Source organism: Pseudarthrobacter sp. MDT1-22 (assembly GCF_054511035.1).
The window spans coordinates 49,995-65,778 of record NZ_JBTNDK010000001.1 but is presented as its reverse complement, the minus strand read 5'-3'; the positions used below and the strand labels follow the sequence as shown (position 1 = coordinate 65,778).

General features: G+C 66.6%; 10 protein-coding genes and 1 pseudogene. 5 read left to right on the top strand and 6 right to left on the bottom strand.

The window, feature by feature from the left end:
• Nucleotides 1-7 precede the first annotated feature (7 nt).
• Nucleotides 8-5,182, bottom strand: a complete 5,175-nt coding sequence (locus ACX80M_RS00355; RefSeq protein WP_459308251.1) for a peroxidase family protein — start codon at nucleotides 5,180-5,182, stop codon at nucleotides 8-10.
• Between the two features lie 359 nt (nucleotides 5,183-5,541).
• On the opposite strand from ACX80M_RS00355, the gene ACX80M_RS00350 reads away from it, so the two are divergent.
• Entirely contained in the window at nucleotides 5,542-6,768 is a 1,227-nt protein-coding gene (locus ACX80M_RS00350) for a BTAD domain-containing putative transcriptional regulator (protein WP_459308249.1), read from the top strand.
• Nucleotides 6,769-6,889: 121 nt separating this feature from the next.
• Here ACX80M_RS00350 and ACX80M_RS00345 read toward each other — a convergent pair whose 3' ends face one another.
• Complete coding sequence (locus tag ACX80M_RS00345; protein ID WP_252613824.1) at nucleotides 6,890-7,303, bottom strand: Hpt domain-containing protein; 414 nt, start codon at nucleotides 7,301-7,303, stop codon at nucleotides 6,890-6,892.
• 189 nt (nucleotides 7,304-7,492) lie between these two features.
• Between ACX80M_RS00345 and ACX80M_RS00340 the strand changes: the two genes are divergently transcribed.
• The 4 genes from ACX80M_RS00340 (at nucleotide 7,493) to ACX80M_RS00325 (ending at nucleotide 10,899) form a co-directional block, all read left to right on the top strand.
• Nucleotides 7,493-7,825: an ArsR/SmtB family transcription factor gene (locus ACX80M_RS00340; RefSeq protein WP_252598552.1), complete on the top strand. Its 333-nt coding sequence runs from the start codon at nucleotides 7,493-7,495 to the stop codon at nucleotides 7,823-7,825.
• Nucleotides 7,826-7,838: 13 nt separating this feature from the next.
• The gene (locus ACX80M_RS00335) at nucleotides 7,839-8,345 is read left to right on the top strand and encodes an SRPBCC family protein (RefSeq protein ID WP_459308246.1); all 507 of its coding nucleotides are present in this window, start codon (nucleotides 7,839-7,841) and stop codon (nucleotides 8,343-8,345) included.
• 138 nt (nucleotides 8,346-8,483) lie between these two features.
• The gene (locus ACX80M_RS00330; RefSeq protein ID WP_459308244.1) at nucleotides 8,484-9,674 is read left to right on the top strand and encodes an MFS transporter; all 1,191 of its coding nucleotides are present in this window, start codon (nucleotides 8,484-8,486) and stop codon (nucleotides 9,672-9,674) included.
• A 139-nt stretch (nucleotides 9,675-9,813) separates the two neighbouring features.
• The gene (locus ACX80M_RS00325; RefSeq protein WP_252608358.1) at nucleotides 9,814-10,899 is read left to right on the top strand and encodes a LacI family DNA-binding transcriptional regulator; all 1,086 of its coding nucleotides are present in this window, start codon (nucleotides 9,814-9,816) and stop codon (nucleotides 10,897-10,899) included.
• Nucleotides 10,900-10,965: 66 nt separating this feature from the next.
• Here the strand turns inward: ACX80M_RS00325 and ACX80M_RS00320 are convergent, their stop codons facing one another.
• The 4 genes and pseudogenes from ACX80M_RS00320 to ACX80M_RS00305 all read right to left on the bottom strand — a co-directional run bounded on the left by ACX80M_RS00320 (nucleotide 10,966) and on the right by ACX80M_RS00305 (nucleotide 15,783).
• On the bottom strand, nucleotides 10,966-12,480 hold the full coding sequence (locus tag ACX80M_RS00320) for a glycoside hydrolase family 32 protein (protein WP_459308241.1): 1,515 nt from the start codon (nucleotides 12,478-12,480) through the stop codon (nucleotides 10,966-10,968).
• Between the two features lie 26 nt (nucleotides 12,481-12,506).
• Nucleotides 12,507-13,388 (bottom strand): carbohydrate ABC transporter permease, encoded by an 882-nt coding sequence (locus ACX80M_RS00315; protein WP_252608355.1) that lies wholly within the window; start codon nucleotides 13,386-13,388, stop codon nucleotides 12,507-12,509.
• A gap of 8 nt (nucleotides 13,389-13,396) precedes the next feature.
• Complete coding sequence (locus ACX80M_RS00310; protein WP_459308239.1) at nucleotides 13,397-14,365, bottom strand: carbohydrate ABC transporter permease; 969 nt, start codon at nucleotides 14,363-14,365, stop codon at nucleotides 13,397-13,399.
• A pseudogene (locus tag ACX80M_RS00305) lies at nucleotides 14,362-15,783 on the bottom strand (extracellular solute-binding protein). The gene ACX80M_RS00310 and the pseudogene ACX80M_RS00305 overlap by 4 nt, the downstream one beginning before the upstream one ends.
• Nucleotide 15,784: the final 1 nt, after the last annotated feature.

Below are 15,784 nucleotides of genomic sequence, written 5' to 3'. Positions count from 1 at the left end.
GCCTTCCCTATCGTGCCACCACGCTGTTCGAGCGGGCGGACTCCGGGCTGGTCCCTACTGCGTTGATGGCCACTACAACGAACCGGTAGTTGTTGTTTGTAAGGGTCATCTCCAGGGTCCTCGCCGTTGCCGGCAGGACGGCGGAGTCCGTCCGTGAGATCACCGTGGCGTTGGCTGCGGCTGAACTCATCCGCAGGGCCGTCACCTTGTAGCCCGTGATCGCAGACCCGCCGGTCGCGGCCGGCGGCGTCCAGTCGATGATGGCTGTTATGGGACCCCTTCTGTCCCCTTGCCTTGCCCTTCCGATCACCGGAGCATCTGGCGTGCCCGGCGTCGTAATTGCAATCGACGGTGCCGAACCCAGGCTGGTTCCGGCCGCGTTCACCGCCCGGACCACGAACGTGTACGCGGTCCCGTTTGCCAGGCCGGTGACCACCTGGCTGGTGGCCGCGTCGGCGAAGGAGACCATGGTGACCACCGTGGTTCCCGTGCGGACCTCGACTTCGGACCCTGTGATCGGGGATCCTCCGTCACTGGCCGGCGCCGTCCAGGTAACGGTTGCCGAGGCGACACCCGCGCTGGCTGTGACTCCGGTCGGGGCATCGGGCACCGAGGGCGCCGGTGTGACCGCGTTGGATTCCGCGGACAGCGGCCCTGCGCCGAACTGGTTCACCGCGCGCACCTGGAGGGTGTACGAGGTGCCGTTGGTCAGTCCGGTTACCGTGGCACTGGTGGCCGAGGCCGCAATGCCGGTGACCGTCTGGACTGCCGCGCCGCCGGTGTTCACGACCACTTCGAAGCCCGTGATCGCCGAGGACCCGTTGGGCGCCGGGGCCGTAAACGTCACCGTCGCGGAGCTGTTGCCTGCGGTCGCCGAGCCGATGGCCGGCGCATCAGGCACCTGCACTGTGACCACCTGATCGGTGAACTGCAGCCGCTCGATGTTCCGCAGCGTGTCGATCCCGTCGCTGGCCCGCTGGCCAGCCACATTGGCGCCGGTCTGGGTGACCGTCAGCTTGGCCAGTTCGGTTGCCGTTGCGGGGGTGGCAACGATCGTGTAGTTCGACAGCGGTCCCGAGAAGACCGCGGTGTCGGTGCCGCCGGTGCCTTCCAGGATCTCGCGGACTGCCACGATGTTGCCCGGGTTCACGGTTCCCGCGAACACGGCTTCCTGGAGGGTGGCACCGGTGAGGTTACCGTCTCCGTCCCGCAGGTACTGCGTGGTCATTCCGGCCGCGCTGCCAACCTCGGAGAGCCGGTTGTTCGCGTCCGTGCGGACGCTGAGCCGGACGCTGAGGTACCTGTCGCCGTCGATGATGTCATCGGCGCCCCGTCCCTCGATCAGGTCGCTGCCACCGCCGCCGAGGAGGACGTTGCCATCGCCCCAGACGTTGCTGTCGGGGACCAGTAGCGGGCAGTTCTTGGATGCCGACGCCGCGATGACGGTGTTCGCCGGAGTGCTGAGCGCCGGTACCAGTGGGTCAAGGCCCGCGATGCGGTCAAGGCCCGCCTGGTCCAGCACGTCGCATCCGATGAATCCGGCGCCGCCGACGGCGCTGGGAACCACGTCGTCGCCACGCAGGACGTCATTGAGGTTCGCGCCTGAGAGTGCCTCCACCTCGTTGAACTTGTCCCGGACTCCCACCTGCAGGATGTCCAGCGGCGGGATCGGGAGGTTCAGGTCGGCATCCTGTGCCTGTGGATCCTGAAGACCGATCTCCCAGTCGTATCCCGAGGCTCCGGCGACCTTCTCGACGCCGGGTCCTGCGAGGCCGACGTCGTCGCCGCCTTCCATGTCGTAGTCGTCGTCACCGCCCTGGCCGATCAGGATGTCGTGTCCGGGCTTTTGGGAGTCGTCCAGGAAGAACAGGTTGCTGCTGTCCCCGATCATGAGGTCAGGTTGGTCCCCGCCCTCTTCCCAATCGTCGCCGCTGTCACCGAACGCGGCATCGATGCCTTGACCGAGCATGATGAAGTCGTCACCAGTTCCACCGAAGGTCTCGTTGGCATTGGCTCCACCGTTCGTGAAGTCTTTGCCATCGCCGCCCATGATGATGTCCAGGCCCGGGCCGGCGTCGATCGCGTCGTTTCCGGGACCGCCCTTGTGCACGTCGTCGCCGGCGAGGTCGGTGATGATGTCTTCGCCTTCGCCGCCGAGTGCGACGTCGGCTCCGTCACCACCTTCGATGATGTCGTTGCTGGCACCACCCCAGAAGGTGTCGCTGTCGTTTCCACCGAAGATGCGGTCCACGCCGGCAGTGCCGTTGTAGACGCTCTGTCCGTTGATCCCGGAGGGGTCTACGGTGTTCCTCGCGCGGTACTTGATCGTACCGTCGGGCATGCGGATCAGCAGGGCGGCCTCATCGCAGTCTGAGTCCGGGTCATCCGCTACGGTGTTGCCGGAGGCCGCAAAGCCGTCGGTGGTGCCCGCAAGCTTCTTCAGTTCAAACTTGCAGTCCGCCGTGGCGAACGAGTCGGCCTTCAGGGTGTGCACGTTCGTGTTGCGCATCATCAGCTCGGCGAACGAGTTACCCTCCAGCGCACTGCGCAGGTTCATGCCCGGCGTGCGCGCCAGGTAATACAGGCGGTCGCCGTTCTGCAGGTCCGTCAGCTGGTTCTCGAAGACGTAGTTGAACGTGCTTCCAAGCAGGCCACCGAAAACAACGGTCTGCTCCGCGAGACCGCCGACCCAAAGGTCCACGTTGTCCAGGCCGGTGATCGACTGGGTGCCGTTGTTGGCCCAGGCGTCCGTGCTGTTCATGAACGCAGCAGCATCAGTGGGAGCAACGTCCCCGGTGTTGGGGTTGACGATCAGCCGTGCAGCCTCCCGCTTGCCCGCCAACGTCGTAGGGCCGGTGATGGACGGGTGCTGGCCGTAGGCCGCGACGAAGTTTACGAGCGACTCCGGGTGCTTGAGGTTCTCTCCGAAGTCGATCCAGTTGATGTAGGGCTTCAGCTGGCCGTCATTCGTTGAGTTGAACAGGTCCCGGCGAAGGACGTTCAACCGCGGAATTCCTTCGGAGCGTGCCCGTGTCATGTTGATCGTCGGAAGGTCCAGAGGCAGACCCAGCAGGTTGTTGCGGAGCGTTTCCGTCACGAACTCATCGAGCTCGTTACCGGCCTGGTCCGACATACCCATGATGATGCTGCCCGCAGCCTCCTCAGAGGTGAGCGAACCTGCAGGGCCGCCGTTGGTGTACTCCGGCGGGTTGAGGAAACCCTCGAGCAAGGAGATGTCGTTCTGACTCCCCAAGATGTCGTCGGAGGTGCCGAACTGGTCGTCGGGACCGGGGCTGTCCTCGTTCCTGCGGGAGATTGTCTCGGTCAGCATGGAGTGACCGAAGCGGTACACGGCGTGGGCGAATTCAGCCTTGACCGCGGGGTTGAGCTCGGTCTGAGTGAACGCAAACGGCTCGAAGGGGTTGATCGCAGGTTGAATCTTGCGGGCGAACTCCTCGAAGACCAGGTGCTGGTACTCCATTTCGGTGATGAACCGTGCCGCCTGGAACAGGCGCTCACCGTTCCAGCCGTTGGCGCCGGCGACCGCCTGCCATTCGGCCAGGGCCGCCGTGCCGCTCGCGGAAGTATCGGTGGTCAGCACGTTCTTGATGTCGCCGACGAGCCGGTCGTGTTCCGAGTGGAATATCTGGTGGATGGCGGTCAGTCCGATATTCTCGTTGACCCGCCCATCACCGGCGACGAAGTGCGCGTTGAGCATCTCGTCGTCGTACGTACCAAGCGGCTGGCTGGCGAAATCGGCAGATGCCACGTTGTCAGCATCCGGGGCCGGCGCGACCGGGGCCGTGCCCGGGTTGTGGTCCGTGTCCTGAGGGCTCGGGTCCGCGTTGTGCGCGATGTCGGTCAGGAACGGCGTGTCGAAGTACTTCACATCCGCCGGAACCGGCACGGGGTTGGCTTTGTCACCCTCGATCAGGCCCGCACCCGTCACGTACTGCGGCAGTCCGCGCAAGGGGCCGGGGAGGAACTTGCCGTAGGGGTCCGCGGCGATCATCGGGATGTTCGTGGCGTCCTTGTCTTCGAGCTTGAGACCAAGCAAGGTCTCCGCCTGGGACTTGGTCGTGGCCCAGGTAGCCATGCCGCCCGCCGTTGGACCAGCCGGACCGCCGAGGAGCTTGCCCGTTGAGACCGGCTTGCCGTCGGCGTTGTTGACGTACTCGCGCACGAATACCTGGTGCGACGAGTGCGAGGTGTAGGTCTGGCTCTGGTCAACCAAGGGCGAGTCCGTGTTGGTCGCATTCTGGATATCGTCAGCACTTTCGTCCGCAGGAGTCGCGGGGTTGTCGCCTGTGGTGCCGTCCGGACCGGGCTGGTTCTTACCTCGGGTCAGGACCATGAACTGCAGGTGCGGCGGCAGGTCGTCCCCGTTGCCCAGGACGTGGTCCGGGCCCGCGATCAGTGGATCGTCGTCCTTCAGCGGCACAAACACCGTGCCTCCGCCCTTGACGGTCTGATCCACGCCGTGGTCAAAGAACTGTCCGAACAGGGTGAACATCGAATTGTAGGGCGGCGAGAGGCCGACGTCCGTGGTCACGTTCGGGATGAAAAGGGTCTGGTGCGACGGCACGCAGCCCGCAGGATCTTCGACGACCGGCGGCGTGGCCGAGGGATCTGGATCCGTCGTGCACGGGACGATGCCCTCGTTGCCCTGCGACCTGACCGGGTTACCGGCCGCTGCCACCGCGGCCGGGTTGGTTGAGGTCTGGTCCACGATCAGGTTGCTGATTACGCGGGGCTCGGAGTCGAAAACGGAGCCCTTCTTCTGCGCGTACGAGGTCGGCTGGGAAGGGCCGAACGCGGGAGGTGAGTCCTCGGCACTCTTGAATACCGGCGTGGTCAGGCGTGGGAACGTCTGGTCGGCCGCGCCGAACGTCTCCTGGCCGGGCACAAGGTTGTTGCATGACCCGTCGACCGTCCGCAGCCCCTGGGAAACGAGGGGGCTCGCGATCTGATCAGGACCGGTGCCGATCATGGTGTCACACGGGTGCTCCGGCGACAGCGTTGCAGCGTGCGCCTCGGCGATTTTGATCTGTTTCAGGATGAACGCCAGGTCGGAGGGGCTCACCGTGAACCCCTGGCCAACCGGAGCCGTTTCGGCGTTGGCTGCAACGATGGGCAATCCCATGCCGACGGGCATGACCATTGCCGCGATGGCTGCGATCATCCGGACCCGTGCCGGCCGGACTCTTGCTGAGCGGGCGACGGCGTGCCGGCCTTGTCTGGGTGGGAAGGTGCTGTGTTCAGTGCTTGGGGATGCGGGCGCCTTGCCATCGGCCTGGCCCAAGGGCATCCAACTAAAGGGTCTCATGACATGCCTGCCGTTAGGAGGGATGGAATGACGTCATCGTGCACCGGACACCTTGCAACAACCTTGTTGGCTGCAATGACACCGGACTCCACATCCATTCGCCGGACAAAACAAGTAGCTGCTACCAACCTCAAACAGGTAGCCCCTACTCGTGTCCCCCGCCAGCAAGACAGTCACACTTGAGCAAACTTCGCAACTGAATCGCAGGTTCACCCATGAACTCAGTAGAGCTGGCAGTTTCAGATGACACGATGCCATCCGTCCTCACAGGGCCGGGCCCCGGCCGACTCGGTGCGAGAATCATCGGTCCGCTCCGGATCCAGCGCGGGGATGCGGTCCTCGGATACGGGGAGCTGGGCGGCCCCAAGCCCCGGCAAATCCTCGAACTCCTCTTGTTGAACCTCGGCGCACCCGTTTCCAAGGACCGCCTGATCGACATCCTCTGGGCCGGGCAGGCCCCGCCGGAGGCGCTCCCCACCCTGGAAAGCTATGTCAGTGTGCTGCGGCGTCATCTGCAGCCCGGGATGGGCAAGGACGGCCCCCTGCGGACGGTAACCGGCGGCTACATGCTGGACAGGTCGCTGGTGGACCTGGATCTGGACCGCTTCGAGGCCCTGGTGCGCAGGGCCGAATCCGCAGTGCCGCGGCGCGCGATTGTGCTGCTCCAGGAGGCTCTTGGCCTGGCTTCGGCTCCACTGCTGGGCGATGAACTGTTGCCATCCTGGGCCGAGGGCGAGCGAACCCGCCATGCTGCCCGCGTCTTCCATGCCCGGATTCTGGCGGCGGAGTCTGCCCTGGCCGTGGGAAGAACCCGGCTGGCCGCTGCCTGGGCCAGGGAGGCCGTCGCGGATGATCCCCTCAGCGAGCAGGCCTGGACGGCTCTTGTCCTCGGCCTGGAGCAAGGTGGCCAGCCCACGGAGGCCTTGCGTGCGTTCGAACGGTGCAGGCGGACCATGGACCGGGAAATGGGCTGTGCGCCTGGTCCCGTCTTGAGGTCCATTTACGCCAGGCTTCTTGAGTCCACGGCCAACACCGCCATGCCCGTGTCAGCGTCCACCCCCGACTCACAAAAGATTCGAGTCATGACCATCAACCGCCACCGGACGTTCACCGAGCTGCTTGCCGTCGCCCTGGACCGGGAACCGGACATGCTCAGTGTGGGAACTGCTGACTCGGCGCAATCGGGCGTTGACCTGGTCCGCGAACTGGCGCCCGACGTCGTCATCCTTGACAACCTCCTGCGCGACGACGACGGCATGGCTGCCGCGCTCAGCATTCGTGCTGCTGCGCCCCGCACCCGCATCGTGATGCTGGCCCCGACTTCGGGGGTGCAACGGCAAGCAGCCGCTGCGGGCATCTACGCGTTGCTGCCTCAGGACGGCTCACTGGCCATGTTGTTGAACGCCGTCCGGCGAAAGACCAGTGATGTCCAGGGACGCTGATTGACCAGTCCGGCATAGAAAGCTCCATGGCCGTCCACCACGGCGGCCATCGAGTTGCGCATCAGTTGTCGCTTGATGACGCGACCAGTGCCGATTGGCACGCCAGTCGAACGCAGCGGTGTCACTTCCCGCCCGGCTTGGAATGAAGATATCTCTGCAGCAGATACCTGGTCTGCCGGGCGCAGCGCTTGATCTGGGTGAGGTGGTCCGCTGCCAACCGGGGCAGGACCCGGGCGGGTTCAGAGTCGAGGGTCTCGTGTCGAAGGGACCGTTCCAGGTCCATGGCAAGCCCGGCGAGGCGCTCCGCGCCTACCATCTGGCTGGAAGTCTTGAGGCTGAGGACAGCGTCCATTGCGCCGGCCAGGTCCCCGGTGGTCAGGGTCAGACGCAGCTTTTCAGTCCTCTGGGGCAGATAGTCGATGAAGTTCCGCACGAACACCGTCCAAACTCCCTCATCGTCCTCGAGCTCTGTCCGCAGCCTGTCCAGGACATCCGGATCCAGGAGGGGAAGGGCATTGCCCTCGTCCGGCGCCATTGCTGTCCTTCCTGCCCCCAGAAGCGGTGTACCGATGGACGTCTCGCAGGTCCCCCATACGACGCTATGCGGCCGGGGATGCCAAAAGCATCAGTAGTAGGTACTCGACTTTTCAACTCATTGGCACTGCGTGGCAGATGAGCTGTCCGTCCCTTCCAATGCATATCCATATGGGTATACAATCGCCGTATGGCACGGGCAGCAACAACGGCAGATACGTTCAACGCGGTGGCTGAGCCCCGCCGTCGGGAAATCCTGGACGCCCTCACTCAAGGCGAGCGCCCGGTCAACGAGCTGGTGACCCTTTTGGGCCTGGCGCAGCCGCACGTGTCACGGCACTTGCGGGTGCTGCGCGAGGTGGGCGCCGTCGTCGTGCGTGACGAAGGCCGGCAGCGGCTCTACCGGCTCAATCCGCAAGCCCTCAAGCCCATCTACGACTGGGTGGCCAGCTACCAGCACCTCTGGGAGGAGCGCTTCGATCTTCTCGAGGACGTGCTGGAGGATCTCAAGGAAGAGCACTGAAAGGAGCAGGACAATGGCACAGGCAAGCAGCAGCACCATGGATGTGACGTTCCCCAGCGACACGGAAATCCTGATCACGCGGACCCTCAACGCACCCCCGCACCTCGTCTACCGGGCCTGGACCACGCCGGAACTCGTCAAGAAATGGTGGCCCGGACGGCGTGGCGAGATGACTGTGGCGGCCATGGACTTCCGGGTCGGCGGCGCGTGGCGATACGTCATGGTGGCGCACGGCGAATTCGAGGTGGCCTCCCACGGCATATACCGCGAGATTGTGCCCAACGAGCGGATCGTCCACACGGAGGTCATGGAGATGCCGGGCACCGCGCCGGACAGCGAGGAAGGCGCCGTTCCTAATACGGTCACCTTTGACGGGGCCGACGGCGGCGCCACCACCGTGCGGATCCGCACCGATGCGGGGAGCAAGGAAGTCCGGGACATGATCGCGCAGTCCGGCATGGAAAGCGGCGTGCGCGAGCAGTTCGAGATCATCGAGGAGCTGGCGGCGTCCCTCACCTGAGCTTCCTCCGGCCCAACTGGGTAGCGCCAACTGTCGTTTTCAGGGTCGATTACGACACTTAGCGCTACTCAGTTCCGCTGTTGCTACGCTTTGCGGTGTGATTTCCCTAAAGCAGGCGCCCTGTCTCGAAGTGCGCGCGTGAGCGCCGCGGCACAGGTGGTCAACGCCCGGGCGTCCGCCGTTCCCCTGTACGCGGCCGGCTTCGTCACCGCGTTCGGCGCCCACAGCATCGCCGCTGGCATGGGCGCGCAGAGCGAGAACATCGGCCTGACGCTGCTCAACCTGGGCATCCTGCTGGCCCTCTATGACGTTTCCGAGGTCTTCCTCAAGCCGGTCTTCGGCGCCCTGAGCGACCGGATCGGAACCAAGCCTGTCATCGTCGGCGGCCTCCTGGCCTTCGCGGTGCTGTCGCTGATCGGCCTCTGGGCGGCGGATCCGCTGATGCTTGGACTCGCGCGGCTGGGGCAGGGCGCGGCGGCTTCGGCGTTCTCGCCGGCGTCGTCCGCGATGGTTGCGCGGCTGGCGGCGGGGAAGAAGGCCGGGACCTACTTCGGCCGGTATGGTTCGTGGAAAAGCCTGGGGTACGTCATCGGTCCGCTGCTGGGGGCGGGACTGATTCTCGCGGGCGGGTTTGCCCTGCTGTTCGGCGCGCTCTCGGTGCTGGCGGCGGCCACCGCCGTGTGGGTGCTCGTGTCTGTTCCGCACCTGGCGCCGCTCCCCCGGCAGCGTTACACCGTGCTCGATCTCGCCCGCCAGGTCACCGAGCGGCGCTTCCTGGTGCCCACGCTGGTGCTGGCGGCCTCGACCGGGGCGCTCGGCGCGGCGATCGGATTCATTCCCGCTCTCGCCACGCGACACGGCCTTGGCCCGGTTGCCGGCACGGCCGCGGTCAGTGTCCTGGCCATCACGTCGGTGCTCACCCAGCCCTGGATCGGCAGGCTGCGGGACGCGCACCGCATCAGCGATAACAAAGGGACGACGGCGGGACTCCTCCTTACCGCCGCGGGCGTCGCACTCATCGCCCTCACCCCGGGTCCGGTCACGCTGTTCATTGCCGCGGCAGCCATTGGCGCGGGCGTCGGCCTGGCCACGCCGCTCGGCTTCGCGCATCTGGCCGACACCACGCCGCCGGAGCGGATGGGCCGGACCATGGGTTCGGCAGAACTTGGCCGGGAACTCGGTGACGCTGGCGGGCCGCTGCTGGTGGGCGGCATCGCCACCCTCACCGCCCTGCCGTTTGGCCTCGGGGCCCTGGCACTGCTGGTCGCGGCGGCCAGCCTGCCGCGCCTGCCTGAAGCGCACCTCCCGAACCCGCCCCGGCCCAAGTAGGTAGCGCTATCTGTCGTTTTGACCCCTCAAAACGACAGATAGCGCTACTCAGTTGGGGGAAAGCGCCCCCCGCGTCCGGGCGCACCTCACACGCGTTAGGTAGACTGCAGGAAATACCGTACGCGGGAGGAAACCCAGTATGAACCGCAAAGCCACAGCGCTCGACGTCGCCAAGCTCGCCGGAGTTTCCCGCAGCGCGGTGTCGCTGGTCCTGAACGGGCGCGGCGACGGGAATGTGGCCAAGGAGAGCCAGGTCCGGATCCGGGAAGCGGCGGCCACGCTGAACTACACGCCCAACGCCATTGCCGTGAGCCTTCGGAACCGCCGGTCGCGGATCATCGGGATCGTCTCGGACCAGGTGGTCACCAGCCCGTTCGACGGCAATATCATCGCCGGCGCGGACGCCGTGGCCAGGTCCCAGGGTTTTGTCACCGTGGTGATGGATACGGAGCTGGACGAGACCCGTGACGAAAGTGCGGTGGCAACGCTGCTGGACCGCCAGGTGGACGGGCTGATGTACGTCACCGTGGGCCTGCGCCCCCTGCACGTCCCGCTCAACATGCTGCGCGTGCCGTCGGTGCTGGCCAACTGCTTCGATGACCGTCCCGAGGCAGGCGTTCCGGCCGTCATTCCGGATGAGGTCCGCGGCGGCCGGGAGGCGGCAACGCATCTGCTGGAGCTTGGCCACCGGGACATCGCGTTCCTCGCCGGTGACGGCCTCACGCCCGCCGCGCCGCGCCGGATCCAGGGCCATCGGGATGCCTTTGAGGCCGCCGGGTTGCCGGTGCGGCCGGCCCGGATCCTCGAAGCTGGCTGGGACATCGATGCCGGGTTCCATGGCGCCATGAAGCTCCTGGACGGCGTGGCTGCGCCGGACCGGCCCACCGCGATCGTGTGCGCGAACGACCGCCTGGCCATCGGCGTGGTGCTCGCGGCCAACCGGCTGGGCCTGGCCATCCCGCAGGACCTCTCGATCATGGGGTACGACGACGAATTCCGCATCGCCTCCACCATGGTCCCGGCGCTCACCACCATGGCCCTCCCGCTGCGGGAGATGGGGGCCGCTGCCATGACCGGGCTCCTCCGGGAACTGTCGGAGGAACCGGAGGACAACGACAATGACGGCGGCGCCCCGGCCGGACACGACGTGCCAGCCCAGACGCTGGTCCCGTGCCGGCTCGTGGTGCGCGAGTCAACCGGCACGGTCCCCGCCGGCCAGGTCTGACCCCCGGCACCGACCCCGGCCCGGCGAACAGTGCCGGAGTCCTTTAGGAACCCGGCGCTATTCAGGCTACTTAGGCTGTGCCAGCTGCCAGACGTCCGCAGCCGCGGCCTCGGGAAGCCGCAGCACCCACCGCTCGCCGGGCGCCGGATAGGCGCGCAGCGTGGTGGCCACCGAACCGCTCCGGTACACCTCCACCAGCGACGCGTCCACAAACACCCGCAGCTCCTCCCCCGCAGCCAGAGGCCCGCTGAAGACCACTTGCCCCGCCTCGGTTGAACCATCGGCCACCAGGGAAAGTTCGACGACGTCGTCCGCGGCCAGCGCGCCCGGCCCACCGGAGTGGGCGGTCACCACAGCCTCGGCATACGCCGGCAGCTCAACGCTCCCGGCAGCCTGCGCAGCCAGCTGCGCTCCGCGGTAGGCATCCACCTCCGGCGCCGGTGCCACGGCCAGGGAACCGTCCACCACGGACAGCAGGCGCGGGTGCGTGAGCACACCGGCCCAGCCCGCGGCGTCGATCTCGGCCTGGCTGCGGCCCCGGCGGCCGTCCCGTCCCGGTCCTTCATTGGCCCAGCCCCACAGCAGGCCCTTGGGCTCCGCGAGGGCAGCAAGGGCAGAGGAAGAAACAGGATCACCGGGAGCGCCGGCGCCGGCACCGTCCTGCAGCTGCACGATCTGCGGCGCGTAGAAGTCGCGGCCCAGGTCGGACTTTCCGCCGGTCTCCGGGGAAAATACCGGCAGCCCGGTGGCGGGGTCCTCGGCCAGGGAGCCGATGAGGTGGCCAACGCCGTTGGCGTGCTCGTGGTCATCGCCGGACAGCCACAGGGAGAACATCATGACCCACGCGTCGTCGGAAGAAGCGTCGCTGCCGGACCCGGATTCAAGGGATTCAGCGGAGGACACGGACGGCACGCGCACCAGCTGCGGGCACTCCCAGATCTCGGCCGGCGTCCGGGCAGCTGCGACCGGGTTTTCCGACGTGAGCCAGATGCCCTGGTACTTCCAGTCAGCCAGGTCCTCCACCGTGTAGAGCAGGAGCGCCGCGTGGCCGGAGGCCAGACCCGCGCCCTGCATGGCGTAGCGCTTGCCGTTGAATCGGAAGATGAAGGGGTCGCGGACGGCCGTGACCATGGGGTCGGCCGGCATGGACGCCGCGACGTGCCCATCCTGGGTCCAGGAAACAAGGTCCGCCGAACCGCGGGAGATGACCACCTGCGAGTGGCCGCCGTCGCCGCGGACACCGGAGTACGCGGCGGTGGGGACACCGCCGTCGTCCGTCACCACACCGGTCCAGCAGCCGTACTCGTCCGGCCCGCCGTCCTGCGGGCGCAGCGCCACGGGGTGTTCCTCCCAGCGGACCAGGTCCGCGGAGCTGATGTGGCCCCACGCGATCTTGTGGTGCCGGGCGGACGCGGGGTTGTACTGGAAGAAGACGTGGTACCGGCCGTTGAGGTGGCTGATGCCGTTGGGGTCGTTGATCCAGCCCTGGGCGGGGCGGGGGTGGAAGTGCGGGAACGCTGGGTCGGGGTGGGCGGCGGCCAGGCGGGCGAAGTCGGCGGCGGCGAGGTCCGGGGATGACATGGAAGTAAGCCTCTCAGAAGTTGGGATTATTTGCCGCTGCCGGCGGTGAGGCCGTCCTGCAGCGCGCGCTGGCCGAAGATGAAGACCACCAGGGCGGGGATCATGGACAGGACCACGCCGGCCAGCACTACGGAGATGCTCCCGGTGCCCAGGTTGCCCTGGAGGGAGACGAGGCCCAGCGGCAGGGTGAAGTTCTGTTCTGAGATGGTCATGATGAGCGGCCGGAAGAACTCGTTCCAGTGGAAATTGAAGGCCAGGATGCCCACGATCGCCATCCCCGGAATGGCCAGCGGGGCGTAGACCGAGCGGAAGGTCCGCCATGGCGATGCGCCGTCGATCGACGCCGCTTCCGCGAGGTCGGTGGGCAGCCCCATGAAGTACTGCCGCATCAGGAAGGTGCCGAACGCCGTCGGGATGGCCGGCAGGATCAGCGCCAGGAGGGTGTCCGAGAGCCCCATGCCTCGGATCAGCATAAACACCGGCACGATGGTCACCTGCACCGGCACCATCATTGTGGCCAGCACGATGGAGAACAGGGCCCCGCGGCCGCGGAACTTCAGGTTGGCGAAGGCGTAGCCGGCCATCGCGGCGGTGACCATCTGCCCCACGGCGATGAGTCCGGTGACCAGGGCGCTGTTCAGCACCAGGAGGACGATGTCCAGCTGCTGGAAGACCTGCGCGTAGGACGTGAAGTCCGGATTCCAGGGGAAGAACGACGGCGGCAGCTTGAACGATTCCGACGGCGACCGCAGCGAGGTGGACAGGGTCCACATCACCGGGCCCAGGGTCAGGACGGCCGCGATCATCAGCAGGACAATGCGGAGGACCAGGTTCCAGTTCGGCTTCCGCCGGGACCGGGCAGGCACGGCAGGGGTGCGGGTGGATACACGCTCTGTAGTGGTAGTCATGGCGGGCCTTACTGGTAGAAGACGAATCGTTTGCTGAGCCGGAACTGCGCGGCGGTGATGGCCATGATGATCAGGGTCAGGATCACGCCGATGGCCGAGGCCTCGCCGAATTCCAGGCGCTGGAACGCGGATTCGAAGATCACCATCACGGCGGTGCGGGTGGAGTCCCCGGGCCCGCCGCGGGTCAGGACGTACGGCTGGTCGAACACCTGGAGGGCGCTGATGATGGCCATCACGGACGCCAGCAGGGTGGTGGGGCTGAGCAGCGGCAGGGTGACGTAGACGTGCTTGCGCCAGCCGGTGGCGCCGTCCAGCGCGGCCGCCTCATAGGTTTCCACGGGGATCGACGCCAGCCCGCCGATGAACAGCAGGAAGGAGAACCCGAAGTTCTGCCACACGTAGACCAGGATGACGACGGCGGCGGACCCGCCGGGGGTGGTCAGCCACGGCACCGCGGGGATGCCGGCGAGGGACAGGAACCAGTTGACCACGCCGAACTGCTCGTTGAAGAGGTACCGCATAAAGATGGACACGGAGGCGGCGGAGAGGATCAGCGGGAAGAAGAACGCCGAGCGGAAGAAGGTCCGCAGCCAGGACGGCATCTTCTCCTGCACCATCACGGCCAGCGCCAAGGCCAGGCCGAGCTGGAATGCCACCGCCACAATCACAAACACAATGGTGTTCAGGAAGGACACCCGGACCGTGGGATCCTGGACCACTTCGGCGAAGTTGTCGAAGCCCACGAACGTCGGGGCGGAGATGATGTCCCAGCGGAAGAACGCCAGGACCACCGACGCCGCGATGGGCACCAGCGTGAACAGGCCCATGCCCAGGATGGTGGGGGCCAGGAAGATCCAGGCCAGCCAGCGCTGGCTGTGCCGTCCGGACGCGGTCTGGGAAGCGGCGGGCGCGCCCCCGGGCGGAGCCGGCTTGACGGCCTGCTTTGGCCGCTCCCGGCGAGGGATGGTGGTGCTCATGACTGCCTCCTCAGGGCCCGTTCAAGATCGCGCTGCATGGACTCGAGGGCCTGCTTGAGCTGGCGCTCATCGCCGCTGACGGCCAGCGAAACGTTCTTCATCAGGGCCGTTTCGACGGCGGCCTGCTGGGGCGGCGCCGGGATGGGGCCTGTCGTGGGGTACTTGTCCAGCGTGTCGTAGAAGACCTTCCAATGCGCCGGGCCCTTACCCGCGTACAGCGCCTCGTTGACCATGGAGCGGCGGGCCGGGGTGGTTATCGGGTTGGGGAAAATCAGCTCCATGGCCTCGCGGCTGGCACTGAACTTGATCCACTCCCAGGCGGCGTCCTTGTCCTTGGCGGTTTTCATGATGGCGTAGCCGGCCGTGCCGAACTGGTGCCGCTGGCTCCGCCACTTGGGGAAGAACTGGACGTCGTAGTCGTTCTCCTTCATGCCGGCCTCGTGGAGGCCCTGGACCCATTAGCCGCCGGCCGGCGTGGTGCCGATCCGGTTGGAGGCGAAGAGCCCCACCAGGGAACTGCCGCCGCCTTCCTCGGGCCGGACGCCGAGGCCGTCCTTGACCAGGCCGCGGAGGTAGTCGAAGGTCTCGAAGACGCGCGGGTCATCGGCGTTGGGTTCCAGCCACTGGTAGCCGCCGGAGCGCAGGTTGCGGGAGGGATCGTTGGCGTAGAAGGAGTCCCAGAGCCAGTCCCCGCCGGTGGACCGGGTCTCCTTCAGGAAGCTGGTGTCGTTGGCGTAGAGCCAGGGCACCACGCCGCCGAAGAGCCGGTTGGTCCAGTAGTACGGGGTGAAGTCCGACGGCCGGGCCTTGCGCATCGCGGCGAGGCTGTTGCGGAAGTCCACGTGGGTCCAGTCGTCCGCAGGACGGTCCAGCCCCGCCTGCGCGAAGGCGGTGGTATTGTAGTACATGTTGGCGGCGTTCCAGTCCATGGGGAGTTGGAACAGGCTGCCCTTGTACATAAAGGCCTCTACCAGGCTGGGGTGGACGTCGGCGAAGAACTCGGCCATGTCCGCGGCATCGCGGCGCAGGTATTCGTCCAGCGGATGGGCCAGCTTGTCCGCGAAGAGCTGCGCGCCTTCAGTGGCGACGTAGACGACGTCGGGCGGGGTGCCGGCGGCCACCATGGTGAGGATCTTGGTGAAGAAGTCTTTCCAGTCCACGGCCTGGATGGCCTGGACCTTGACCCGGATGTCCGGGTGGAGTCGGGTGAACGCGTCGATGGCGCGCTGGCGCGCTGCGGCATCGGCGGCTGTCCCCATGATGGCAATGCTGAGGCTGTTGTCGCCCCGCCCGGGAATATCGGATCCGGAGAGCCGGGGCCACGATGCCACCGTTGCTCCCACAATTCCTGCTCCCAGGGCACCCAGGGCGGTCCGGCGCGAGAATTCACGCAGAGGGCCAGTTGTGGCACCGGTCATA

What these genes read in the sequence shown, in the direction of transcription:
- ACX80M_RS00355 (WP_459308251.1), bottom strand. Translation starts at nt 5,182, where the DNA reads ATGATCGCAGCCATCGCGGCAATGGTCATGCCCGTCGGCATGGGATTG.
- ACX80M_RS00350 (WP_459308249.1), top strand. Translation starts at nt 5,542, where the DNA reads ATGAACTCAGTAGAGCTGGCAGTTTCAGATGACACGATGCCATCCGTC.
- ACX80M_RS00320 (WP_459308241.1), bottom strand. Translation starts at nt 12,480, where the DNA reads ATGTCATCCCCGGACCTCGCCGCCGCCGACTTCGCCCGCCTGGCCGCC.
- ACX80M_RS00325 (WP_252608358.1), top strand. Translation starts at nt 9,814, where the DNA reads ATGAACCGCAAAGCCACAGCGCTCGACGTCGCCAAGCTCGCCGGAGTT.
- ACX80M_RS00310 (WP_459308239.1), bottom strand. Translation starts at nt 14,365, where the DNA reads ATGAGCACCACCATCCCTCGCCGGGAGCGGCCAAAGCAGGCCGTCAAG.
- ACX80M_RS00315 (WP_252608355.1), bottom strand. Translation starts at nt 13,388, where the DNA reads ATGACTACCACTACAGAGCGTGTATCCACCCGCACCCCTGCCGTGCCT.
- ACX80M_RS00345 (WP_252613824.1), bottom strand. Translation starts at nt 7,303, where the DNA reads ATGGCGCCGGACGAGGGCAATGCCCTTCCCCTCCTGGATCCGGATGTC.
- ACX80M_RS00335 (WP_459308246.1), top strand. Translation starts at nt 7,839, where the DNA reads ATGGCACAGGCAAGCAGCAGCACCATGGATGTGACGTTCCCCAGCGAC.
- ACX80M_RS00340 (WP_252598552.1), top strand. Translation starts at nt 7,493, where the DNA reads ATGGCACGGGCAGCAACAACGGCAGATACGTTCAACGCGGTGGCTGAG.